The sequence below is a fragment of the Oceanospirillum multiglobuliferum genome, assembly GCF_900167095.1.
GTDB lineage: Bacteria > Pseudomonadota > Gammaproteobacteria > Pseudomonadales > Halomonadaceae > Oceanospirillum > Oceanospirillum multiglobuliferum.
Map to the genome: position 1 here is coordinate 1 of NZ_FUXG01000035.1, position 23,277 is coordinate 23,277.

General features: G+C 45.5%; 19 protein-coding genes and 1 pseudogene. 16 read left to right on the plus strand and 4 right to left on the minus strand.

Annotated features, from left to right (window positions below; all coding sequences use genetic code 11):
• The 4 genes and pseudogenes from B5D26_RS15470 to rep form a co-directional block, all read left to right on the plus strand.
• Window positions 1–292 (plus strand): IS30 family transposase (locus B5D26_RS15470; RefSeq protein WP_143833122.1); only part of this gene is annotated, 292 nt, incomplete at its 5' end.
• A 36-nt stretch (window positions 293–328) separates the two neighbouring features.
• On the plus strand, window positions 329–1,639 hold the full coding sequence (locus tag B5D26_RS15475; RefSeq protein ID WP_078746619.1) for an RNA-directed DNA polymerase: 1,311 nt from the start codon (window positions 329–331) through the stop codon (window positions 1,637–1,639).
• A gap of 475 nt (window positions 1,640–2,114) precedes the next feature.
• A pseudogene (locus B5D26_RS15480) lies at window positions 2,115–2,338 on the plus strand (ATP-binding protein).
• Window positions 2,339–2,439: 101 nt separating this feature from the next.
• The gene (gene rep, locus B5D26_RS15485) at window positions 2,440–4,458 is read left to right on the plus strand and encodes a DNA helicase Rep (protein WP_078746620.1); all 2,019 of its coding nucleotides are present in this window, start codon (window positions 2,440–2,442) and stop codon (window positions 4,456–4,458) included.
• 82 nt (window positions 4,459–4,540) lie between these two features.
• Here the strand turns inward: rep and B5D26_RS15490 are convergent, their stop codons facing one another.
• Window positions 4,541–4,966 carry a c-type cytochrome gene (locus tag B5D26_RS15490; RefSeq protein ID WP_234985319.1) on the minus strand — a complete coding sequence of 142 codons (426 nt, stop codon included), beginning with the start codon at window positions 4,964–4,966 and terminating at the stop codon, window positions 4,541–4,543.
• A gap of 397 nt (window positions 4,967–5,363) precedes the next feature.
• On the opposite strand from B5D26_RS15490, the gene B5D26_RS15495 reads away from it, so the two are divergent.
• Both B5D26_RS15495 and fabI read left to right on the plus strand, forming a co-directional pair.
• On the plus strand, window positions 5,364–7,169 hold the full coding sequence (locus B5D26_RS15495; protein WP_078746621.1) for a bifunctional ornithine lipid synthase OlsF: 1,806 nt from the start codon (window positions 5,364–5,366) through the stop codon (window positions 7,167–7,169).
• 71 nt (window positions 7,170–7,240) lie between these two features.
• Window positions 7,241–8,008 (plus strand): enoyl-ACP reductase FabI, encoded by a 768-nt coding sequence (gene fabI / locus B5D26_RS15500; RefSeq protein WP_200810708.1) that lies wholly within the window; start codon window positions 7,241–7,243, stop codon window positions 8,006–8,008.
• 117 nt (window positions 8,009–8,125) lie between these two features.
• Here the strand turns inward: fabI and B5D26_RS15505 are convergent, their stop codons facing one another.
• Complete coding sequence (locus B5D26_RS15505; RefSeq protein ID WP_078746622.1) at window positions 8,126–9,553, minus strand: cache domain-containing protein; 1,428 nt, start codon at window positions 9,551–9,553, stop codon at window positions 8,126–8,128.
• A gap of 167 nt (window positions 9,554–9,720) precedes the next feature.
• On the opposite strand from B5D26_RS15505, the gene lpxL reads away from it, so the two are divergent.
• Together lpxL and ettA are read left to right on the plus strand one after the other, a co-directional pair.
• Window positions 9,721–10,632: an LpxL/LpxP family Kdo(2)-lipid IV(A) lauroyl/palmitoleoyl acyltransferase gene (lpxL, locus tag B5D26_RS15510; RefSeq protein ID WP_078746623.1), complete on the plus strand. Its 912-nt coding sequence runs from the start codon at window positions 9,721–9,723 to the stop codon at window positions 10,630–10,632.
• 127 nt (window positions 10,633–10,759) lie between these two features.
• Window positions 10,760–12,421: an energy-dependent translational throttle protein EttA gene (ettA, locus tag B5D26_RS15515; RefSeq protein WP_078746624.1), complete on the plus strand. Its 1,662-nt coding sequence runs from the start codon at window positions 10,760–10,762 to the stop codon at window positions 12,419–12,421.
• A gap of 89 nt (window positions 12,422–12,510) precedes the next feature.
• Here ettA and B5D26_RS15520 read toward each other — a convergent pair whose 3' ends face one another.
• The gene (locus B5D26_RS15520) at window positions 12,511–14,424 is read right to left on the minus strand and encodes a beta-ketoacyl synthase (protein WP_078746625.1); all 1,914 of its coding nucleotides are present in this window, start codon (window positions 14,422–14,424) and stop codon (window positions 12,511–12,513) included.
• Window positions 14,425–14,731: 307 nt separating this feature from the next.
• On the opposite strand from B5D26_RS15520, the gene B5D26_RS15525 reads away from it, so the two are divergent.
• Window positions 14,732–15,502, plus strand: coding sequence for a ParA family protein (locus B5D26_RS15525; protein ID WP_078746626.1), 771 nt, complete (start codon window positions 14,732–14,734; stop codon window positions 15,500–15,502).
• Here the strand turns inward: B5D26_RS15525 and B5D26_RS15530 are convergent.
• The gene (locus B5D26_RS15530) at window positions 15,499–16,359 is read right to left on the minus strand and encodes a sulfurtransferase (RefSeq protein WP_078746627.1); all 861 of its coding nucleotides are present in this window, start codon (window positions 16,357–16,359) and stop codon (window positions 15,499–15,501) included. The genes B5D26_RS15525 and B5D26_RS15530 overlap by 4 nt on opposite strands.
• 133 nt (window positions 16,360–16,492) lie before the next feature.
• Between B5D26_RS15530 and nfo the strand changes: the two genes are divergently transcribed.
• The 7 genes from nfo to B5D26_RS15565 form a co-directional block, all read left to right on the plus strand.
• Window positions 16,493–17,347, plus strand: coding sequence for a deoxyribonuclease IV (gene nfo, locus B5D26_RS15535; RefSeq protein WP_078746628.1), 855 nt, complete (start codon window positions 16,493–16,495; stop codon window positions 17,345–17,347).
• Window positions 17,344–18,093, plus strand: a complete 750-nt coding sequence (gene trmB / locus B5D26_RS15540; protein ID WP_078746629.1) for a tRNA (guanine(46)-N(7))-methyltransferase TrmB — start codon at window positions 17,344–17,346, stop codon at window positions 18,091–18,093. The genes nfo and trmB overlap by 4 nt, the downstream gene beginning before the upstream one ends.
• Before the next feature lie 110 nt (window positions 18,094–18,203).
• Window positions 18,204–19,841: a methyl-accepting chemotaxis protein gene (locus B5D26_RS15545; protein WP_159445692.1), complete on the plus strand. Its 1,638-nt coding sequence runs from the start codon at window positions 18,204–18,206 to the stop codon at window positions 19,839–19,841.
• Between the two features lie 31 nt (window positions 19,842–19,872).
• Window positions 19,873–20,613 (plus strand): SIR2 family NAD-dependent protein deacylase, encoded by a 741-nt coding sequence (locus tag B5D26_RS15550; protein ID WP_234985320.1) that lies wholly within the window; start codon window positions 19,873–19,875, stop codon window positions 20,611–20,613.
• Between the two features lie 66 nt (window positions 20,614–20,679).
• Complete coding sequence (locus B5D26_RS15555) at window positions 20,680–21,387, plus strand: tRNA-uridine aminocarboxypropyltransferase (protein ID WP_078746632.1); 708 nt, start codon at window positions 20,680–20,682, stop codon at window positions 21,385–21,387.
• Between the two features lie 546 nt (window positions 21,388–21,933).
• Complete coding sequence (locus tag B5D26_RS15560) at window positions 21,934–22,653, plus strand: ferritin-like domain-containing protein (protein ID WP_078746633.1); 720 nt, start codon at window positions 21,934–21,936, stop codon at window positions 22,651–22,653.
• A 344-nt stretch (window positions 22,654–22,997) separates the two neighbouring features.
• Window positions 22,998–23,277 (plus strand): transposase (locus tag B5D26_RS15565; RefSeq protein ID WP_200810709.1); only part of this gene is annotated, 280 nt, incomplete at its 3' end.

The following is a 23,277-nucleotide window of genomic DNA, read 5'->3' on the forward strand; positions in this document are numbered from 1 at the left end:
AGGCAAAGAGATGGCTAAGCATGCGGAAATCACGCAACGTACAGGTGTAGCGATCTATTTTTGTGATCCACACAGTCCGTGGCAGCGGGGAAGCAATGAGAATATCAATGGCCTAATCCGCCAATATTTACCTAAAGGAACGGATCTGTCAGTGCACAGTCAGGAGCAGTTGGATGCGATTGCTTATGAGTTGAATATCAGGCCTCGGCAGCGTTTTGAATACCGATGCCCCATTGAAGTAATTAGTGAAGTGATGGCGAAAGAATATAATACCACCACATTAGTTCAGTAGCGTGTTGCACTCAGAGTCTGCAACCGCCATTCTTTAATTAGAAGATCTAATCATAATGAGACAAATGGACTTCCAATTGGAAATGAGTTTAGCCGAGTAGTTGCTGAAATAATTTTTCAAGAGATAGATTTGAAAATTGAAAAGTTTCTAGAGGGAAAATTTAGACTATTTTATGGTCAAGAATACGAAATCATAAGGTATGTCGATGACTACATTATCTACTCTAACTCTGAGGATATGCTTGATGTTATCGTAAAAGCCGTAGGCGATCAGTTATCAGAGTTCAATCTTTTTCTGAATGATAGTAAATTTGAGAAGTTCTCTAGGCCTATATTAACTGATAATTCATCACTTATTATTAGTGTTAAAAGTATTGTTTCAGAATTAGATAAAGTTGTATTCTCATTGAGTGAGAATGCTGGTGAAAATGAAATTCTAAATAGAATCAGAAATATCCATTCTGTCAAGCTTGCATTTGTAGATAAGGTAAAGAGAGCTTGTATGCTTAGCTCTTCTGGTTATGGTGTGGCTTCATCATTTCTTATTTCAGTTTTTGGAAGGAGAATTAACCGAGTAATAAGACAGGTAAATAAGAAAGTAGGGAATGGTATAGATTTTAATTCTAAAGATTATGTTGATGAAGCTATATCGGTAAGAAGCGCTCTTCAGCTATTTATGGAGTTAATATTCTATTTTTACTCTGTTTCTCCTACTTTAAACTCGTCTACAAATTTATCTAAATCTATAATTGTTATAGATAGATTTATTGCTGATTTTATGCCAGAGCAGCTAGATTATCTTAGAACTTCTTTTTCTTTTGAAGTTGAAAATATATTGAGATTTGAAGATTGTGATGGATATTTAGATAATTATATTTCCCTTGAAAAAATGAATATTTTGTTGTCAGTATCGGGGTATGATTTAAATAAATATGGTGTGGATTTGTCAATAATTGAATCTATTATTAATACTTCGAAAAAAGAGCTTGGCTATTTTGAGATTATTTCTTTGTTATACTACTGTAAAGACAATGCTAAATATGAGGCGGTAAACAAAATTATTCAGAAAAAGTGCTCCTCCTATCTTGATGAATACTTGAAAAAGGATTCTCTCTATACTTCTTCAGAAGCCTTGCATTTGTCTTTAGATATTATTACTTGCCCATATATAAAAGATGATATTAGAAAAAAAGCCTTAAGGCTCGTACTGATAAGTGCACGTAAGAAGAATAATTCAGAAGTATTGCAAATATTGGATAGGCTAAAAGATCGTTACTGGTTTGTGAAGTGGAAAGGCGGTGATATATATAGCTTGCTTGAAAGAAAATCCTTGAGATTTACGTATTAACTCCTTATAATTATCCTGCAATTAGCCAAATATTACTTGATTGACCGAATGTATTTGTGGTCATTTCTTCTGAAGCATTTATGTCTGAAAAGTATAAGTGTAGATGATTGTCCAATTAAATGATTAGCTAACTCGCAAGGTTACTAATTATTTATGAGGAGAGGAAGCCTTAGTTTCCTCACACACCTGATGTTGATGGCTAATTGCACCTTTTATTTGTCATTAACTTAATTCTCGTTTATACAATCTGTTTTATTTGATGTTTTTTTATAATAGTTGATTTCTTCTTTGTATCCATTATGCTTTATTGCTATTATCAAATTTAATTTTTATTGAGTTATTATATTTTTTTGTACTTTTTGTATAATAATGATTACTTTTTCATTATTTTTACTCTTGGCTATATGGTGGAGTTCATCTCTCCCGCGCCACTCAGCAAGTGCATTACCCCGCGCAGTTCTAATTGGTTGCTGCCATGAACCCCTGCCCTTGTGGCTATTTTGGTGGCAACCTGCGCCAATGTCGTTGTAACCCAAAACAGGTCGTAGTTATAAAAGTCGGCTATCAGGGCCTTTATTAAACCGCATTGATCTACAGGTGGCGGTCACTAGCTTACGAGGAGCAAGTGTGGGGATTAGCGCCGTATCAGAGGCGTTAGGGCTTCGGCAGCTCGACCGTTATATACAGCAGTTGGGGTAAGGGCGATAGATTGTGGGGCTGACTTCAGTCATTAGACTGCTACAATACAGCCCCTAACTAGACCTTCTTGTGATCAACCTGCCCAACCCTCGGAAACGCCTATGCTCTCCCGTTTGAATGACCGTCAACACGAAGCGGTAAAATATATCGGTGGCCCTTTGCTGGTACTGGCGGGGGCTGGCAGTGGTAAAACCAGTGTGATTACCACCAAAATTGCTTATCTGATAAAAGAGTGCGGCATTAAGGCGGCCAAAATTGCGGCGGTGACCTTTACCAATAAAGCCGCCCGTGAGATGAAGGAGCGGGTGGGCAATTTGGTGCAAGGTAAGGAAGCGCGGGGTTTAACCATCTCGACCTTTCACAACTTGGGTTTAACCATTATCCGCAAAGAGCATCGGGTATTGGGGTACAAAGCAGGTTTCTCGCTGTTTGATGATCAAGACACCAAGTCTTTGATTAAAGATTTGATGCACAAAGACTTCCAAGCTGATGCGGAAGTGATCGGCTGGGTACAGCACCTGATCTCAGGTTGGAAAAATGACCTGATCGAACCCGAACAAGCAATGGGGCTAGCCCAAGATGACAAAGAAACCCTCGCCGCAGTGGTATATCGGGAGTATGACCGTCACTTGCAAGCCTACAACGCGGTGGACTTTGATGACCTGATTCGTCTGCCCGTGCGTTTATTGCGTGACCATCCTGAAGTGCTAGAGCGCTGGCAGAACCGCATTCATTACATGCTGGTGGACGAATACCAAGACACCAATATCAGCCAATATCTGCTGGTGAAGCTGCTGATTGGGCATCGTAGCAATTTAACGGTGGTAGGTGATGATGACCAATCCATTTATGCTTGGCGGGGTGCTCGCCCTGAAAACCTGATCACGTTGGGACAAGATTTCCCCAGTCTAAAAATCGTCAAGTTGGAGCAAAACTATCGCTCGACTGAGCTGATTCTTCGCGCAGCCAATACGCTGATTGCCAACAACCCGCACGTTTACGAGAAAACGTTGTGGAGCGAGATGGGCGGTGGGGACAAAATTCGAGTGGTCAGCTGCCGTAATGAAGATGCAGAGGCTGAGCGTGTCGTCTCTGAGATCTTGACGCGCCGAATTAAAGACAACGACAAATACAAAGATTTTGCGGTGCTCTATCGCGGTAACCACCAAGCCCGTTTGTTAGAGATCAAGCTACAAGCCTTTCAGGTGCCTTATAAGATCAGTGGCGGCACCTCGTTTTTCTCTCGCCATGAGATTAAAGACATCATGGGTTATTTGCGGTTGTTGGTGAACCCAGAAGACGATAACGCCTTTTTGCGGGTGATCAATATGCCCCGTCGAGAGATTGGCCCCTCAACGCTGGAAAAACTGGGTAACTATGCCAACCAGCGTCATATCAGTTTATTCAATGCCTGTGCGGAGCTGGGGTTAGAGCAGCACTTGTCGGAAAAGCAGATCGACAAACTGCGGCGTTTCAATCATTGGTTGCAGCAAACCATTCAACGCTGCACCCAAGAAGATCCGATTTTAGCCATTCGGCAGATGATTCAAGACATTGATTACGAAGCTTGGCTGCATCAAAACTCCAGCTCGCCACAAGTAGCCGAAAAACGCATGGGTAACGTGTGGATTCTGTTGGAGTCGTTACGCGATACGCTCACACGTTTAGAAGAGGATGACGACAGTGCCACCATTGAAGACGCTATCGCCCGTTTGGTGTTGCGCGACATGTTAGAGCAGCAAGAAAAAGAAGATGATTCCGACCGTGTGCAACTGATGACCTTGCACTCTGCTAAGGGCTTGGAGTTTCCTCATGTGTACATCATCGGTATGGAAGAGGATCTGCTGCCACACCGTAACAGTGTGGATGAGGGCAATATTGAAGAGGAGCGTCGCCTAGCTTATGTGGGGATTACCCGTGCCCGTAAAACCTTAGCCATGACCTTTGCCAGCCAACGTAAGCAATTTGGTGAGATGTTGAACTGCACCCCAAGCCGATTTTTAGATGAGCTGCCAGAGGCTGACTTAGAATGGGAGGGGCGGGAAACACAACCCGATGAGGCGAAACGCGCTAGAGGTCATGCGGCATTAGAAAGTTTGAAAAAGATGTTAGGGGGCTGATCTTGGTCTTCAGAGACAAAAAACCCAGCAGAAGCTGGGTTTTTATTGCCACCCCTAAAGATAGCGCACTGTGAAAACAGGCTTATTTGCTGTTTTCAACAATGTAATCAACGATAGACTTGATATTGTCATCGCTTAGAGATGGGTTACCACCACGTGCTGGCATCGCATTGAAGCCATTCATCGCGTGGTTGTATAACGTGTCTTTACCTTGCTTGATACGTGGTGCCCAAGCAGCCGCATCACCTTTCTTCGGTGCGCCCGCTGCGCCAGTGTTGTGGCAAGCTGCACAAGCAGATGCGTACAGATCAGCTGGAGACTTAGCGCCACCTGCTGCTGGCGCAGGAGCTGCACCACCACAATCTTGCCCTTGCAGACAAACATCACCTACTGGCTTTAAACGTTCAGCAATAGCGTCTTTTGACATTGCTGCCGCTTGAACTGATGTGCTTAAAATCGCGCCAAATAGCACGCCCATTGCACCTGCGATCATCCCGCTGCGTTTCACTCTCACCACCTCTAATCACGGATCTGTTGCCAAAGGCAAGGTGCCTTTTTCCCAGATGTGTATTCTATTAACCACAAAAACCTGAAGTATAACGGCAATTACCCTGTGCGGAAATAGCCTGACCATAGACCTTTCGGGGTGTTCATGGTGGTTTGTGGATAAAATGTTAGGCTGAAAAAGCCTAACATCAGAAATGATGGCCTTATTTTAGGGTTATTTAACTGACAGCCACAGGTTACTGATGGCGGATAAAGCTGGATTTACTTGTTGTGCTATTTTTCAGAAAAATGGGGCTAGCGTCCTGTTCACTGTCACCAAACTGCCACCAATACGTCGGCATCTTGTCATCTGATCCGCCTATGGTTGCCATAAAAGTGTCGCAAACAAGGTGTCTACCGTGGTCAATATCGAACAGGTTGTCAGCGCTAAATTTCCCGCCATCTCCCGCCGTAGTCCGGTGATTAAAAATGGACTATTCCGCTTTTTGCGTTGGATCTGCCGAGAGCAAGAGATCAATCGGTTTATGCACCGTCATCAAGAGGCTGAGGCCGCAGATTTTGTGGATCATGTGCTGGATTACTTTGATTTCAGCCTAACGGTAAGTGAAAACGAAAAAGAGAACATCCCCACCGAAGGGCGCGTGGTGATTGTGGCCAATCATCCTATTGGTACTTTAGATGGTTTAGCGCTGCTCAAACTGGTACGCAGTGTGCGCACCGATGTGCGTATTGTCGCCAATGATGTTTTGATGCAGTTTTCGCCTTTACAGCCGTTGTTACTGCCTGTGGATAATTTAACGCAGACAGGCTACAAGCAAAGCACGGCTCGTATTGTTGAGGCGTTGAAAAATGATGAAGCCGTCATTATTTTCCCCGCAGGTGAAGTGTCCCGTGCGGGGCCATCCGGTATCAAAGATGGTCGTTGGCAGAGCGGCTTTTTGCACTTCGCCCGCAAAACCAACAGTCCTATTTTGCCGATTTATGTGGGCGGACGTAACTCATCGCTGTTTTATGGCGTGTCGATGCTGGCAAAACCCCTTGGTACTTTGATGCTGTTACGGGAGATGTTCAAACAGCGTCAAGTCTGTTTGCCTGTGCGTATTGGCCGTTTGATCCCAATGGCGCAGTTCGACATTGATACATTAGCCAATCGCGACAAAATTAGGCTACTGAAAAAACATATCTACCGATTAAGCAGCAATGGTAAGCCCCTGTTTAATACTGAAAAGTGTATCGCACACCCTGAAGACCGCCGAATATTGCGCCGTGAACTCAAACAATCCAAATTATTAGGTGAAACCAAAGACGGCAAACAGATCTATCTGTTTGATGCGTTTAAAGGTTCGGTGGTGATGAAAGAGCTGGGACGCTTACGTGAAATCTCCTTCCGTCGCGTGGGTGAAGGCAGTGGTGAGAAGCGTGACCTCGACCAATATGATCAGTATTACCGCCACATTGTATTATGGGATGAAGAAGAGCTTGAGGTGGTAGGCGCTTATCGCATAGCAGAAGCGTACAAACTGGTGCAAGCCCAAGGGGTTAAAGCCCTATATTGCAGCCAATTGTTCAGTATCAGCCCAACACTAGCAGAGAAGATGACACAAGGTATCGAGTTAGGGCGCAGTTTTGTTCAACCTAAATATTGGGGCAAACGGGCGCTGGATTATCTATGGTTTGGTATAGGGGCTTATCTGCGCCATCACCCTGACGTGCGCTATATGTTTGGCCCTGTCAGTTTGAGTAACAGTTATCCCGCCGCTGCCAAAGATATGATTGTGCATTACTACCGCCACTATCACGGTGACAGCGACTATCTTGCCCAAGCCAATGCCCCTTATTTACTGACAGCAGAACGCCAGCAAGAGATGTATAATCTGTTTGCAGGTAATGACTTAACCACAGATTTTCAGCAGCTTAAAGAGCAACTTGACCATTTTGGTGTCACCGTTCCCACTCTATTTAAACAATACACAGAACTTTGTGAAGCAGGTGGAATCCGTTTTATGGATTTCAGTGTAGATGCCAATTTTGGCTACTGCATTGATGCTTTCATTCTGGTGGATTTGGAACTGATCAAAGCCCGCAAAAAAGAACGTTATATCAATGAAGGTTTAAGCGAACAGCTCAGTGATCAGCCGCAAGATGTAATAGCTGTCACTAAACTGCCTTCAGTTTGTCAACAGACTGGCATGAATACCGCTTAACCTTTCATTTGTTAGGGGAATTCCCCACAAAGCTTATTAATTGATCGTCGACAACTTATGGAGCAAACCAAATGTCGCTGTCTTTACAAGGGAAAAAAGGCTTAGTAATTGGAATCGCCAACGAGCAAAGCATCGCTTATGGTTGTGCGAAAGCCTTAAAAGAAGCTGGCGCAGAGCTTGCGGTAACTTATTTAAATGAAAAAGCACGTAGCCATGTAGAACCTCTGGCTAACGCTTTAGACGCACGCATTTTTATGCCTTGCAATGTAGTTAAGCAAGAAGAGCTAGAGCAGCTTTTTAAAGCAGCAGAAGAGGTTTGGGGCGAGATCGACTTCGTGATTCACTCCATCGCATGGTCACCGATTGATGAGTTACATGGCCGCGTGGTTGACTCCACAACAGAAGGCTTCTGCAAGGCGATGGATATTTCCTGCCACTCTTTTGTGCGTATGGCTAAGCTGGCTGAACCCCTGATGAAAAAGGGTGGTTCATTGATCACCATGAGCTACTACGGTGCAGAGAAAGTGGTCGATCACTACAACATGATGGGGCCAATCAAAGCAGCACTTGAAAGCTCTGTACGTTATTTGGCCGCAGAATTAGGCGAAAGTAATATTCGCGTAAACTGTATCTCGCCAGGCCCAATGATGACCCGTGCAGCATCAGGTATTGATCACTTTGATAAACTGGTTGAAAGCGCACAGAGCCACTCACCGCTACATCGCCTTGGCACCACAGAAGAAGTGGGTAATATGGCGGCATTCTTAGTAAGCTCAATGTCGACTGCCGTAACAGGCGGTGTACATTATGTGGATGCGGGTCACCATATTATGGCGTAAGTCTTACTTGTTAAGACTGAGCGTATAGTTGAAGGCTCGGGTCAAAAAAGAAGGCACTGCAAATGATCTTCTCAACATGCAGTGCCTTTTTACTTTGAACAGCCTAAGGTTCTGAACTTAATACTCGTAAACTTTAGTGCCTGACTCTTTTTGTGCGCGTAACAAGGCGCGCTCAGCTTCGCTGAACATCCTTTCGTAAGACTTATCCTGGCCTAGAGCCGAGCTCACACCCAAGCTAATCTCTAATGAAGCCTGATCTAAGTTCATTAAGTGTTGCTGCAAAGACACAGCGAGCTTCATTGCCGCGCCCATCTCATTAAATTCACCCCAAAATAAGCAGCTATGTTGGTTAAAGCGCCCAATGGCGACTGATTCAGGTAGGAACTCTTTTAACTCATAGCTGACTTGTGCCATTAAATTGATTCGGTCAGGGAGTTTCATGCGAGAGAATGCTCCCTCGATACTCAGATAAAACAAACTATGTGGGGTTTCTCGTTGCAACTGTGCTATTGAATTAATGGACTGCCGCTCAAAGGCTTGACGTGTCAGTAGGCCTGTTTCAGGATCTTTCTCTGCCAGTTCACGTAAGTGATGGTGAACTTTTTCCAATGCTTCGGTTTGTTGGGTCACAAACTGAATGTTAAGCAGTAGCTGTTCTAAATTGGGTTTACTATCAATAATTTTGGGGTCGACATTTGTCTGCAAGTTCATCCTTTGGGCTGCAGCTAGCATGCGCAAACTATCCTGATGCACTTGTCTTGTGGCCTTCTCTAAAGACGTTGCCAGTTGGTTATAACTGGTCGACAGTGCAACGACCTCTGAGCATCCATCTTCTTCTACTCGCAAGGAAAAGTCGCTTTCGCCCCGCGCTAAAGCCGTTAAGCTCTGAGCTACACGTATCAGTTGCAGCTTGATACTATTCAAGAACAGATAAATTAATATGCCAACGGTTAGCAGCACCAATAATAAATTTATCAACCCTGTGTTTTGTATGCGTAGCAAGTCTGCCTGTAGTGCCGCCATATTTAGGCCAGAACCTAAGGTCCATTGCCAAGGGCTAAAATAATCGGCATAGCTAGTTTTCGGAAGTAGTTCACTTTTCTCCTTTGGGTCAGGCCACTGGTAATCAACAAAGCCTCCACCTTGCCTAGCGGCCTCATACAAATGTTTCACGAGCGGTAAGCCTGTAGGGTCTTGAATGCCCATAATATTGGTGCCGACCAGTTCTTTTATACCATTGCTGATGGAAACACCTTCGGCATCGCCCATAAACACATAGTTGCCTGAGTCAAAGCGCATTGCGGAAATAGCCTCAAGCGCCCGCTTTTTAGCCTCAGCTTCGGTTAGCAAGCCTTGCTGAGCTTGTTGGTTAAAGTAATGCAGAATGCCTTTAGCAGACTCTACGATATGAACCACGTTCGATTCATAACAACTCTGAATTTCTTGGCGAGTATTGGTCGTTTCAAGGTAGCTGTTGGCGATTAAGCCAATGGTAAACAAACCGAGAATTAACCAAATACGGGTTGCTAGTGAAAAGTTTTTCATAAGTTAGTTATTTCACAGGTTTTAAAAACAAAAGCTTTGGAATTAATCACCATTCATTTATCTAATATAGTGCTTTAATTCGCAGAACTGTAGACAATCGGTGTAATTATTTGGAGCAAGTCGTATTAGCCGATTAGAATAGCGGCCAGATTCTGTTAGGAAGTGTTATGGCCCGTCAATCTTACCCTCAATCTTTTTGGCATCCGCTCTATTGGCCCACTTGGCTTGGTTTTGCATTTGTGTGGTGCTGCGCGCATCTACCTTGGCCTGTTAAACGCGGTTTAGGCAAAGCCATCGGCTTGTTGCTCTTAAAAGTTGCAGGCCGTAGACGCCATATTACGGAGGTCAATGTTCGGCTGTGTTTCCCCGATAAAACATCTGCACAGCAGCAGCAGTTGGTGCGCGATATTTTTATCGCCAATGGTATTGGTTTACTGGAAACCGCAACCGCTTGGTTTCGCTCTCCTGACTATCTTAGACCCATCACCTCAATTCGTGGGGCAGAACACTTACAGCATGCGCTAGATCAAGGGAAAGGGGCGATTATCATCGGTATTCATTTCAGCACCTTAGATTTGGCGGGTGCGATCAACAAGCTGTACTTCGATATTGATACCTTTTATCGCAAACATGATAACCCTTTGTTTGAAGCGATTATGACGCGTTCACGCAAACAGATTTATGGTGCAGCGATTGACCGAAAGGACTTAAAAGCGGCGTTAAAGCGCATTAAAAGTGGTCGTGCAATTTGGTACTCCCCTGATCAGGATTTTGGTCGGGAGGTCAGTGTCTTCGCCCCATTCTTTGGCATCCAAGCGGCTTCAATCAATATGACCTCACGCTTAGCCAAAATGACAGGCTGCGCGGTTGTGCCGCTGGCGGTGAGCCGACAAGACAATGGGCATTATCAGTTAGAGTATTTTCCTGCCTTAGAACAATTTCCAAGTGACGATGCCGTCGCCGATGCCACCAAGGTGAATGCCTTTATCGAATACGCTATTCGTCGTCATCCAGAACAATATATGTGGATGCACCGTCGCTTTAAAACTAGGCCAGAAGGAGAGGAGGGTTTTTATTAAGACTAAAGATTCTCACTGGGCTAGTTATCCATTTTGCATGTTGTATCATTACGTACAGATCAAACCTTTAAGGTAGAGCCTCCAAGCTCTACCAACTGCTATAAACCTTCAGGAGCATATTGCTGCTATGGCACAGTTCGTTTACACCATGAATCGCGTGGGCAAAGTTGTCCCACCTAAGCGCGAGATCTTGAAAGACATCTCCCTGTCGTTTTTCCCAGGCGCAAAAATTGGCGTATTGGGTTTAAACGGTGCAGGTAAATCCACTTTACTGCGTATTATGGCGGGTATTGATACCGACATTAACGGTGAAGCGCGTGCGCAGCCGGGTATTAATGTGGGCTATCTGCCACAGGAACCTCAGCTGGATAACAGCAAAACGGTGCGTGAGGTGGTGGAAGAGTCTCTGGCAGAGATCAAAAACGCTCAAGCCCAGTTAGAGGCTGTTTATGCCGCTTATGCTGAGCCGGATGCGGATTTTGATAAGCTGGCCACCGAACAAGCGCGTTTGGAAAACATCATCGAAGCCGCTGATGCCCACAACTTAGAGCGTAAGCTGGAAGTGGCGGCGGAAGCCCTGCGTTTACCTGAATGGGATGCCAAAGTTGAGCATCTATCGGGTGGTGAGCGTCGTCGTGTGGCGCTGTGCCGCCTATTGCTGTCTAACCCAGACATGCTGCTGTTGGACGAGCCGACCAACCACTTGGACGCCGAGTCAGTGGCATGGTTAGAGCGCTTCCTGCACGATTATGCGGGTACTGTTGTGGCAATTACCCACGACCGTTACTTCTTAGATAACGTTGCAGGCTGGATTCTAGAGCTTGACCGTGGTCATGGTATCCCTTGGGAAGGTAACTACTCGAGCTGGCTTGAGCAGAAAGATGCGCGCTTGGAGCAAGAGTCTAAGCAAGAAGCTTCTCGTCAGAAAACCATCAAGGCGGAATTGGAGTGGGTACGTTCTAACGCGAAAGGCCGTCACTCTAAGAGCAAGGCACGTTTGGCTCGCTTTGAAGAGATGCAGTCTCAAGATTACCAATCTCGTAATGAAACTAATGAGATCTATATTCCACCTGGACCTCGTCTAGGTGACAAAGTGGTGAACTTTGAAAATGTCACCAAAGCCTTTGGCGACAAACTCCTGATCGATAACCTGAGCTTTAGCGTACCTCAAGGCGCTATCGTGGGCATTGTCGGTGGTAACGGTGCAGGTAAATCAACGCTGTTCAAAATGATTTCAGGTGTTGAGCAACCGGATTCAGGCACGATTGAAATCGGCGAAACGGTGAAAATGGCCTTCGTTAACCAAAGCCGTGAAGGCTTGGAAGGCAACAAAACCGTTTGGGAAGCGCTGTCAGAGGGTCAAGATATTCTCACCATCGGTAGCTACCAAGTGCCGTCTCGTGCTTATGCAGGCCGTTTCAACTTCAAAGGCAATGACCAACAGAAGTTTGTAAAAGACCTGTCGGGTGGTGAGCGCGGTCGTCTGCATTTGGCGCAAACGCTGAAGCAGGGGGCAAACGTACTGTTATTGGACGAACCGTCAAACGATTTGGATATTGAAACCTTGCGCGCACTGGAAGAAGCGTTGCTGAACTTCCCAGGTTGTGCTTTCGTGATCTCTCACGACCGTTGGTTCCTTGACCGTATCGCCACACACATTATGGCGTATGAAGGCGACTCAAAAGTGGAGTTCTTCACAGGTAACTACACTGAATACGAAGCGGATTACCACAAACGTGTGGGTAACGATGCGCCGAAGCGTATTAAGTACAAGCGTATTGATGCTTAATTTTTCAGTATCTTACGTAAGATAAAAAAGCGCCCCAGCTTCGGCTGAGGCGCTTTTTTTAGCTCAACGGTTTAGCGAAACCCTTCGCGCTAGCTCATATCACCAAATGGGTTGTCTAGCTCAAGGCTAACGGTTTGCTCAAAGCCGGGAATGCGAATCTCACGGTCGCTGATCTGCAACTCTGGGCCTTCCAGCACTTCACGACTGCCAAAGTGATACACCAACTCAAATTGTCCTGCGTCTGCTTTCGCCAGATACTCGGCCGCTTTGTGTTGTTGCTGTTTCACCTTGTCTTGCCATGCGGCCATCGCGTCTTGTCCATGCTTTTTAGTCAGCATTCTCAATGTGACCTCGGGAGAGAGGATCACACCAGTGGCATTGTTACCACCAAAGCCTTTGGCATTGATCAGTGCACTGTCCATGCGACGTTCTTTCAGATCTATCGCCTGTTGAGAAAACAGCAGGTTGCTTTGGTGAACATCGTCCGCCACTTTTTCTGTTGTGGCAATGCCCGGAATCATCTGATGCGCCCAAGTGCCTAGCGCGCTGATGGTTTGATCACCAGCCGCAGTGCCTTGAGAGTGGCCGACATAACATTTGATCGCAGCCACAGGCCAGCTTTCAATGTTAAAGGCTTTGGCCACTTCGTTTAGTACATGAGATTCTGTGACACGGTTTTTTGGGGTGCTGGTGCCGTGAGCATGCACATAGCTGTGCTGACGTAGTGATTCTTCACCTAAAATCGAACGCACTAAAGCCGCTGATTTTGCCAGCGTGACATAGTTGCCAATGCCCGGTGCGCTGATCGATTTTTTAAAGCCATCGGCATTCACAAATACATCAGGTACTGAGCCGAAAATTTGTGCGCCGAGTTCTAGGGCTAAGCTGTCGTCCGTCAACATCAGATACTGTGCGCCTTCCGCCATGGTGAAACCACAGTTTTCAGCAAATGGGCGGCAAGCTTTTTGGTAGTCTTGATCGGTCAGTTTTTCCAGCGCGTCGAGTGCCATTAAACTGGCATCATCGGCCAAAGCGCCCATCACGCGGAAACCTTCGATAATTTCAGGCGTGACAGGGGCATCACTGGTGCCTATTACCGCTAAGCGGCGGCGACCACTGCGAATATCGCTAACCGCTGCTTGTAGGTTGTACAAGAAACTGGCACAAGCACCTAAATGGCCTGCGGTTGCTCCAACGCTACCCAATACATAAGCGTTGATAAAGTCAGCGGGCATCTGCCCGTAACCTAACGGCATCTGTTTAGAGGTGGCGCGTTTACCTGAAACAAAGCTCTGCAACAGACCGCCCCAACCATATTGATCCAGTTGGCCGATGGAGTTGCCTGCATAAACAGCAATCTGATCTGGGCGCAGCATCGCTTTCACGCTGTCCCAATCTAAGCCTGTGCTGCCAATCATGTCGGAGGCGGCAAAAATCGCCATCTGCAAGCCACGAGGATGATGTACCGAACGGTAGTGATCCCCAGGATTAAACCCTGTCGGTAACTGCCCTGCGCTTTGTACTAACGCTTTACGTTGATCAGGTACTAAGGCTTCAAAAGCGCCTTCAATACTCACTTCAACTTGGCCTGCACCTAGGTCAGTTAGCGTCCAATTGGCGGGAATGGTTTCCGGCAGTTGACGATGGCGCAGCTTGAAGCTTAGCGCCTCTTGCTCTGGCTTGATTTCAATGCGTGTGTTAGCTGGAATCGCATTGACGTCAAACCAGTCAGGGTGGGTTTGGCGAATCAAGCTATTGTCTAACACTTGCTGACGCACTTGATCTGCGGCGCTTTGCGCGTCAAGCCATTCACCTTGCTGATTTTGCCACTGCCCCTCTTTTGCAGTCAGTAGTCCCATCATACAAGCCAAACTAAGAAGGGTTTCAGTTTGCTGTTCTGTGCTTAAACTATTTAAAACGGTGCGACGAAAACTCTGAAAACCAGAGCTACGACCAGCGGCATTCACGCCGCCAAAACCTATAATGACCGGTAACTGTGACAAGCCCCACTCCTCATGTAACGGTGTCGCTGAAAAGGTGTCTATTAATTCAATAGCGTGGAGATGGCTGCGAGATTTTGCACGACCCAGAAGCCAAAAGTAAGCCAAGAATGGTAACACTTAGCCCTAGGCTCGGCTATGGTATAAGGGCGTTTATAATAGGTTTTTTGCCCGATTTTTCTCGACTTTAGAGCAGAAATTAAGGCAATTTAATGTAGACTATTAGGCACTGTTTTACGGCTCGACCTTGTCGGGCAAAATCGCTACACTAATTTTTATGCTGCGCTGCGAAAAATAACAGGGAGACACTATGATTCGGGTGGTTTTTAATCAAAAAGGTGGTGTGGGTAAGTCGAGTATTACCTGCAATTTGGCGGCGATTAGTGCCAGTCAAGGTTTCAAGACTTTGGTGATAGACCTTGATCCTCAAGGTAACTCTAGCCACTATTTATTAGGCCAGCCTGTTCAAAGTTTAGAGGATACGGTGTTTGACTTTTTTGAGCAGTGTTTGACTATCTCCTCGCAGCGCAAAAACCTCTCTCAGCTCATTCAAGCTAGCCCTTGGCCGAATCTATCCGTATTACCTGCACACAGCGATTTAGAGTCATTAGAAGCTAAGCTAGAGTCGCGCTATAAAATCTACAAACTAAAAGAGATGTTGCAAGAGCAAAGCCAGCACTTTGACCAAATCTTTATTGATACCCCCCCTGCCCTAAACTTTTTCTCGCGCTCTGCTTTGATTGGAGCTAAATCCTGTTTAATCCCATTTGACTGTGATGCATTCTCGCGGCAGGCTCTAGACCAACTGCTGCTGTCGATTGAAGAGATGCGTGCTGACCACAACCCTGATCTGCAAGTAGAGGGTATTGTGGTCAACCAGATGCAGCCACAAGCTAAGTTGCCGCAACAGCTTGTACAAGATTTAATCGAAACTGGGCACCCAGTCTTACCCGTACACTTAATGTCATCGGTGAAAATGCGTGAATCACACCAGCTCAACAAACCTTTGATTCACTTGTTGCCTAAGCACAAATTAACCTTACAGTTTGTTGAGCTATTCAATAGCTTGCCGAATCGCTAACGCCCTGTTGCAACGGGGCGAGTCGTATCGGTAATCCACTCGCTCCATGATCCCGCATAAAGTTTAGGCTCTGGTAAACCTGCGATAACGTAAGCCAATATCAGATGGCAAGCGGTCACACCTGAGCCGCAATAGGCCACCAAAGGTTTACTTGAATCTAAAGCCTGCGCTTCAAGCTGGGTCTTCAGCTCAGTCTTGGGTAAAAATCGCCCCGTGACATCTACGAGTTGAGTGAAAGGCAGGCATTGGGCGTTGGGGATATGGCCTGCGATAGGGTCAATAGGCTCTACTTCTCCTGCAAAGCGCTCAATACCACGAGCATCTAATAAGTTAGGTTGCTGTTGTATAATCTGTTGCGCATCATACAGCCAATCTGTTTGCCAACTTGGCTTTATATTGGCGTGATCTATAGTCACTTTTGCCGCTTCTTCACCCGTATTACAAAGCTGACCTGCGGCAATCCAAGCGTCTAAACCACCATTCAGTACTTGTACCTGCTGAACGCCAGCATAACGTAACAACCACCAAGCCCGCGCAGCCGCCATTGCGCCATTATTTTGATCATATACCACAACGGCTTGCTCGGTATTTATCCCCCAAGTTTGCATTGCAGCCAACAAACGCTGCTCGGAAGGCAGCGGATGACGTCCTGTAACCCCTTTCTGTACGGGGTCAGAAAGTTGCTGATCCAGATCAGCATACTGCGCACTGGGAATATGTTGTTGCAGATAAGCGTTGCGACCAGCCTGAGCATCTTGCAATGAGAATCGACAGTCGAGCACCACTGGCGGGTTAGGCTGTGCCAATTGAAGCGCAAGCTGTTCTGCGCTGATTAAGGCATCAAGTGATTGGGCCATATCATCATCTCCAAAAAAAGAGCATCTAAAAATAGCTCTCAGCATAACCTGTCTGAATCGGCTTTTCAGTTTCTGTGATGGCCTTGTTACAATCTACAGATTAAGTCTGCTTGTATCATTTTTGGAGAACCGCATGAAATTTTTAGGCGCCCATGTCAGTGCCAGTGGTGGTGTGTACAACGCCCCAATTAACGCAACAGCAATTGGTGCCAATGCATTCGCCCTGTTCACCAAAAACCAACGTCGTTGGGACGCAAAACCCTTAGATGATTTAACGATTCGTAAATTTAAAGCCAATTGCGCCAAAGGCGGCTTTACGGCAGATCAGATTCTGCCCCATGACAGTTATTTGATTAACCTAGGTCATCCAGAAACTGAAAACTTAGAAAAATCCCGTGCGGCCTTCTTAGATGAAATGCAGCGCTGTGAGCAGCTTGGTTTGAAATACCTCAATTTTCATCCCGGCAGTCATCTACGCAAAATTGATGAAGCCACCTGTCTCAGTTTGATTGCAGCCTCTATCAATGGGGTTCTAGCGCAAACCCAAGGGGTGATTGCGGTGATTGAATGCACCGCAGGCCAAGGTAGTAATCTGGGTTGGCACTTTGACCAGTTGGCGGCCATCATTGAACAGGTAGATGACAAAAGCCGTGTAGGGGTTTGTTTAGATACCTGCCACATGTTCGCCGCAGGCTATGATTTAAGAACCGAAGCAGCTTGTGAGGCCACCTTTGCTGATTTCAGCCAAACCATCGGTTTTGAACATCTCTATGGTATGCATCTGAATGATTCTAAAGGGGCTTTAAATAGTCGACTTGACCGCCATCATAGCTTAGGTAAAGGCGAAATCGGCTTAGACTGTTTCCGCTGGTTAATGCAAGACCAACGTTTTGATGGCATTCCGCTGGTATTGGAAACCATTGAGCCAGAGATTTGGGCGGATGAAATTCAAATGTTGCGTCGCTTTGAACTAGGAGAGGGCGCATGAAAAAAACTCAAGCTTATGCACAGCCTACGGTTTTAAATGAAGCAGGATTGGGTAACTCCAGATCCATTCATACCACACAGGATGCCCCCCATGAGGAGCTTATCCCAAGGGTGCTTAAACACCTGCATGAGCCATTTTTAAAACCTTACCAAGCGCATAATTTGCAAGCATTCAAAGCAGCGAGCCAATGGCTGAAAGCGCAAAACAAGCCTCTAATCTTAGACAGCTGCTGCGGTATTGGTGAAAGCACACGCCAGTTAGCAAAACTGTTTCCAGATCATGCTGTAATTGGTGTTGATCAATCAGAGACCCGAATCAATCGACAACATGGCGAAGTGCCTGACAATGCACTTCTTGTGCGTGCCAACTTACTAGACTTCTGGCGCTTGGCGGCTAACGCCCACTGGAAGCCTGTACGTCATTATCTGTTTTACCCTAACCCTTACCCAAAAAAGAGCCAATTCAAACTACGTTGGCACGGCGGGGCGATGCTGCCGTTTATTGTACGTTTAGGCGGAATATTTGAGTGCCGTAGCAATTGGCAGCTTTATGTACAAGAGATGGCAATGGCCTATAGTTTGTTACGAGAAGAGGGCTTGCTAAAAGCGCCACTTGTCGAGCAACAAGCGCGCTTAGCTGAGGTAGCGGAACAGGTTGTCGCCATTCAACCTGAGTTGATTATGACCCCTTTTGAGCGAAAATATTTAGCCAGTGGGCAACAAGTCTATGGCTGGGTTTATCTATAAAACCACTCACATTGTGTGGCTATAGTCAATAAATATTATGTAGGTTTAATCTTCTTGTAATCAATCAGTCTCTTAATATCGATAAATCTTTCATGCTAAGAGACTTTCAAATGGCTCGATTTAATATCAACTCTATTGCCTTCCGCATTTGGGCAGTTGTACTTCTATTTGCAGTGGGCTTATTTATAACCTTATGGTTCTCTATTACAGCCGTTGCAGAATCTGTGAGCGACAGTTACAGAAAAGCCGCTATCAGCATTGTGCAAAGCGCCCATAATATTCCAAAGCTTTATTTCGAGAAATTCAAATCAGGCGAGATGAGTGACGCTGAAGCACGCGCTCAAGCTGAATTTATTATCAGTAAAATGCGCTTTGATAATGGCAACTATGTCTTTATACATAGTACGGATGGTCGGGCGATTATCATCCCCCCCAAACCTGAGCTATCAGGCAAGGATTTGAATCAATTAAAAGATTCAAACGGGGTTTATATTGTGCAAGAAATACGCAAGCAAGCGATGAATGGCGGTGGTTTCACCGACTATCTATGGCCACGTCCAGATGATAAAACACAACTGATGGTGAAGAGTAGTTATGCAGAATACTTCGAACCTTGGGGCTGGATTATTGGCTCTGGTATTAATACAGAGGCAATGGAGGCTCAAATTGCCGCCGTTCGCCAGAAAACAATTCTTGTTTCGGTAGTGATCTTGATAGTAGCGATTGCAGTAGTGTTACTGCTGGTTCGCAGTATTTTAGGCCCCGTTAAGAAAACAGTTGATGCGATGCGAACATTGGCATCTGGAGGTGGCGATCTCACCTTTCGAATGGAAGAGCCAAGGCTGGCAGAACTGCAACTACTGGTTGCACACTTTAATTCTTTTGTTAGTCACCTACAGATTCTGGTGGGTAAAATCCGAGATTCAGGTCAAAACCTCAGTGCGACCTCTAGCCAGATGGCATCTTGTATTGAAACAACATCGTTTGCTGTAGACCATCAGCAAGAGACCAGCCTATTGCTACAGTCAGCTGTACAGGAAGTGCTACAAGGCGCAGATCAGATACAAAACTCAGCCAGCGAGATTTTGCAGGATGTACTAGATGCCAGTAAAAAGGCGCAGCAAGGGCAAGAAGTTGTTGGACGCAGTATCAAAGCGATTAATAACCTTGCCGAGAACGTGCGCCATATTAGTGGAGATGTGGATCAGCTTGCAGTTAGAGCGGGCAACATTGATAAGGTTTTAGAAGTGATACAAGGTATCGCAGAACAAACAAACCTATTAGCGCTGAACGCTGCAATTGAAGCCGCTCGTGCGGGGGAAGCTGGACGAGGCTTTGCCGTGGTGGCCGATGAAGTGCGAACACTGGCGCAAAGAACACAAGACTCTACCAGTGAAATTCGCTCAATTATCGAAGGCTTACAGCAAGGGGCGAACAACGCAACTGTCAGCATTAACGATGGTGCAGAAAATGCTGAACAAGTTGCTCGGGATGCAGTGAATGCAGGTGACACCCTTGCGGGCATGACCGATTCTGTTATGCGAATTGAGTCGTTAAATCAACGTATTGCAGCCGCAGCCACTCAACAGCAACAAGTAATGCACCGCTTTGCAGCACAAGTGAATGCAATACATGGTAGCTCCGAGCAAGTTGCACAAGATACGCAGGAAACCAAGCAAGTCTCACTTCAAATCTCAACTGTATCGACTCGCCTAAATGATCTGGTCAGCCGCTTTCATATTGAATAGACTTTAAAATCAACAGATTTTAAGGCCGGATATGATGACATCGCTTGAAATAAAACCAGACAAAGCACATATCGTTATTTTAAGTGGCGCAGGGATTAGCGCCGAAAGCGGTATTAAAACCTTCCGTGATTCTGATGGATTATGGGAAAACCACCGTGTAGAAGATGTAGCGACGCCAGAAGCTTGGCACCAAGACCCTGAGCTGGTGCTAGGCTTTTACAATGCCCGTCGCCAGCAGATCCGTAAAGCAGAGCCTAACCCTGCGCACTTAGCATTGGTTGAGCTAGAAAAAGCCTTTCAAGTGACGGTGATTACACAGAATATTGATGATCTGCATGAGCGCGCAGGTTCAAGTACCGTGCTGCACCTGCATGGTGAAATTTTGAAGGCACGTAGCACATTAGATGCACGTTTGGTTTACAACCTTGGCCACAATGATATTCATGCGGGAGATATTTGCGACAAAGGCAGTCAATTACGCCCCCATATTGTTTGGTTTGGTGAAGATGTACCGATGTATCCCGTCGCCCATGAGATTACTCAAACGGCTGACTTGGTCATCGTGGTGGGAACGTCACTACAGGTTCAGCCCGCTTCCTTTTTAGCCAGTGCAGCCCCCGCACATATCGCCCGTATTGTGGTTGATCCAAAAGCCGAAGCCAATGTGCCCGCATTTTATCTACGTGCGCCAGCAGGTGAGGCACTGCCTAAATTGGTGAGTTATCTACTGGAGCATGGAATTAGTGACTTGTCAGGCATAGGTGCAGAGTAACGCCTGTTCTGGTGAATCTTTCAGCCTTGCATTACACTCTCGCCCCTCTGTTTGAGGGTCGATTGCATGTCAAAACCATTTTCTTTACCAATGCCCGTAGCGCCTAGTACGCCGCGAAAACCTTTTGCCGCGCGAGGCTCTCGTATTAAACGTTGTGCAGGCTGCCTAATGGCCGCGACACACTGTATTTGTGAGCTTCGGCCTGAAAACGTACCTTGTCGGGCGCAGTTTTGGCTGATTATGCACACCGATGAGATCTACAAACCCACCAATACAGGGCGTTTACTGGCAGATTGTTTGCCCAGTACACAAGTGTCTTATTGGTATCGCACAGAACCTGATCCTAAGCTTTTGGCACTGCTGGCGGATGAGCGCTATCAACCTTTTATTATCTTTCCAGATGATATGGAAGATTACGCCCATCGCGTAGTGCAGTTTGATCCCGTGATGGCACAAGCCCCAGAGAAAATTCCTGTATTTTTGATTTTGGATGGCACTTGGCGACAGGCGCGACGCATATTCCGCAAAAGCCCTTATCTGGATAACCTGCCAGTATTGCCCTTAAAAACAGATCGCCTCACGCGCTATGCGTTGCGTACCCCTGCCAGTGAACAGCACTTATGCACGGTAGAAGTGGGAATCGAGCTATTAAAAGTCGCGCAAGAATGGGCGGCAGCCGAAGCGGTGGAAAACTACTTCACCATTTTTAACCGCCGTTATGCTGAATCTCGTGGGATGCGGGACGAAGTGGAAGCGCGGATTAATCGAATATAAGCATTGGCCTCAGGTTGCTTGAAAACTGGGTTACAGACCCAGTTTCATCCACGTTATTTCCAAAGCTGTTTTAATACACAATGTATTCCGACGTTTGCTGAAAATTGTGCTCACTTTGTCAGACTTAGTACGCGATTTAGGGGCTAAGCCACTTAGGATAGAGTGAAAAATCAATCAATAACGGAAACCGTGGCTGCCTTTATTTTAAAAGCACAGACGCACGGGCATTGGCATATAGGCGTATGTGCGTTCAGCAAGGAAGCAGTCAGATCAAGAGGCGGAACTCCCCTTTTTAATAAAGCGATTCTTTGTTTTCTTGCCAATATATTAGTGTATACTAAATAATGTATCGCAATATTAAACAGTACGCTGAACGAGATGGTTGTGCATGGCTGCATGGTGAGGCGCAATCTAAGTGTTTCTATCATGGTGGTGTAGTGTTTTTAGATATAAATGAGAGGGTGTCCGATTTTTATTATAGCCAAAGCATCAAAAGTAGCGAGAGAGTTGCTGTATTAATAATATATAGAAATAAAGGAAATAATCGTGAAAAAAATAATATTACCTAGCCTGCTAATATTAAGTAGTCTTTTATTGATATCGTGCAGTGGTGGGGATAATACATCAGAAACAAGCAATACCTCATTACTACCGAAAGATGTACAAAGCGCTATAGATGGTGAAAAATCAACTTTGACCCAAGAGTTAAAAAACACACTGTCTTTTATGGGGAATGAGGAGAGGTTAGCCTATGACGTCTATAATGCTCTGTATCAACAGTTTCCTAATATAAATCAGCTCAAGAACATCTCAACTGAATCGGAATACAAACATATTTCTGCTGTTCAGTTGTTGGTTCGGAAGTATATTTATGATGAAAATGATTTCACAAACCTAGATGCGTCCCCTTTGGGATATAAAGATACCAATATTTCCGTTATGCAAGCTGGGGTGTATGATATAAAGTCGATTCAGGTTTTATATGATGAGTTATACGCAAAAGGGATTAACTCTGAGCAAGATGCTTTAGAAGTCGGATGTATGGTTGAAGTAACTGATATTAATGACTTAAATGAGAAAATTGAAATAGCCAAAAACAGCAGTGCAAAAGATATAGAAGCTGTTTTCAATTTTCTACGCGAAGGAAGTTATAATCACTATTGGGCCTTTGATAATGGCTTAAAAAATAAAGGGATTGAAAATGGTTGTTGCTCTCTAGGCACAATAGACGGTGTTAATTATTGTCATAATGAATATCCTAAATAGATAGGCTCTTGATATTAAATGATAAACAGTGGTGGTCTAATAATTAGCTTCAGTTGGTGAGCAATTGAGTGCGGTACGTTCAGACTGTAGAAAAAGCCGCTGACATTAGGATATCAGCAGCTGGTTAATCTGATTAGACAGCTCCATCAAGCTTTTTATTTTTAGGAGCACAGTTGCATTAATTCTGCGACGAGGTTTTCTAGTTCTTTTTTCGATAGATTTCGTCTTATTGAACAGCCGAGATAGCAATCGTAAATAATGTTTGCGCGTGTAACTGCATTTTCGGTAGTGTTCAAAACTCTGTGTCACCTCTATAGTTTAACCCTTATAGGGAGTGACACATCATGTCTGATAAATACGAAATTGATATTCAAGCCTTTGCCAAAGCGCTTCAGTCTGGACAAGATCTCAACGGTAAAGATGGCTTACTAACCCCTTTGATTAAGCAGATTACCGAAGCCGCTTTGGCTGCTGAGCTAGATCAGCATTTAGCTCAGGATTCTCAGCCCAACCGTAAGAACGGTGCCTCCCGCAAAACTATCAAGACCGCAACGGGATCTTTTGAGCTGGATACCCCTCGTGATCGTAATGGTTCTTTTGAACCCCAGACCGTTAAAAAATATC

What these genes read in the sequence shown, in the direction of transcription:
- rep (WP_078746620.1), top strand. Translation starts at nt 2,440, where the DNA reads ATGCTCTCCCGTTTGAATGACCGTCAACACGAAGCGGTAAAATATATC.
- fabI (WP_200810708.1), top strand. Translation starts at nt 7,241, where the DNA reads ATGTCGCTGTCTTTACAAGGGAAAAAAGGCTTAGTAATTGGAATCGCC.
- B5D26_RS15505 (WP_078746622.1), bottom strand. Translation starts at nt 9,553, where the DNA reads ATGAAAAACTTTTCACTAGCAACCCGTATTTGGTTAATTCTCGGTTTG.
- lpxL (WP_078746623.1), top strand. Translation starts at nt 9,721, where the DNA reads ATGGCCCGTCAATCTTACCCTCAATCTTTTTGGCATCCGCTCTATTGG.
- ettA (WP_078746624.1), top strand. Translation starts at nt 10,760, where the DNA reads ATGGCACAGTTCGTTTACACCATGAATCGCGTGGGCAAAGTTGTCCCA.
- B5D26_RS15525 (WP_078746626.1), top strand. Translation starts at nt 14,732, where the DNA reads ATGATTCGGGTGGTTTTTAATCAAAAAGGTGGTGTGGGTAAGTCGAGT.
- B5D26_RS15530 (WP_078746627.1), bottom strand. Translation starts at nt 16,359, where the DNA reads ATGGCCCAATCACTTGATGCCTTAATCAGCGCAGAACAGCTTGCGCTT.
- nfo (WP_078746628.1), top strand. Translation starts at nt 16,493, where the DNA reads ATGAAATTTTTAGGCGCCCATGTCAGTGCCAGTGGTGGTGTGTACAAC.
- trmB (WP_078746629.1), top strand. Translation starts at nt 17,344, where the DNA reads ATGAAAAAAACTCAAGCTTATGCACAGCCTACGGTTTTAAATGAAGCA.
- B5D26_RS15545 (WP_159445692.1), top strand. Translation starts at nt 18,204, where the DNA reads ATGGCTCGATTTAATATCAACTCTATTGCCTTCCGCATTTGGGCAGTT.
- B5D26_RS15550 (WP_234985320.1), top strand. Translation starts at nt 19,873, where the DNA reads ATGATGACATCGCTTGAAATAAAACCAGACAAAGCACATATCGTTATT.
- B5D26_RS15555 (WP_078746632.1), top strand. Translation starts at nt 20,680, where the DNA reads ATGTCAAAACCATTTTCTTTACCAATGCCCGTAGCGCCTAGTACGCCG.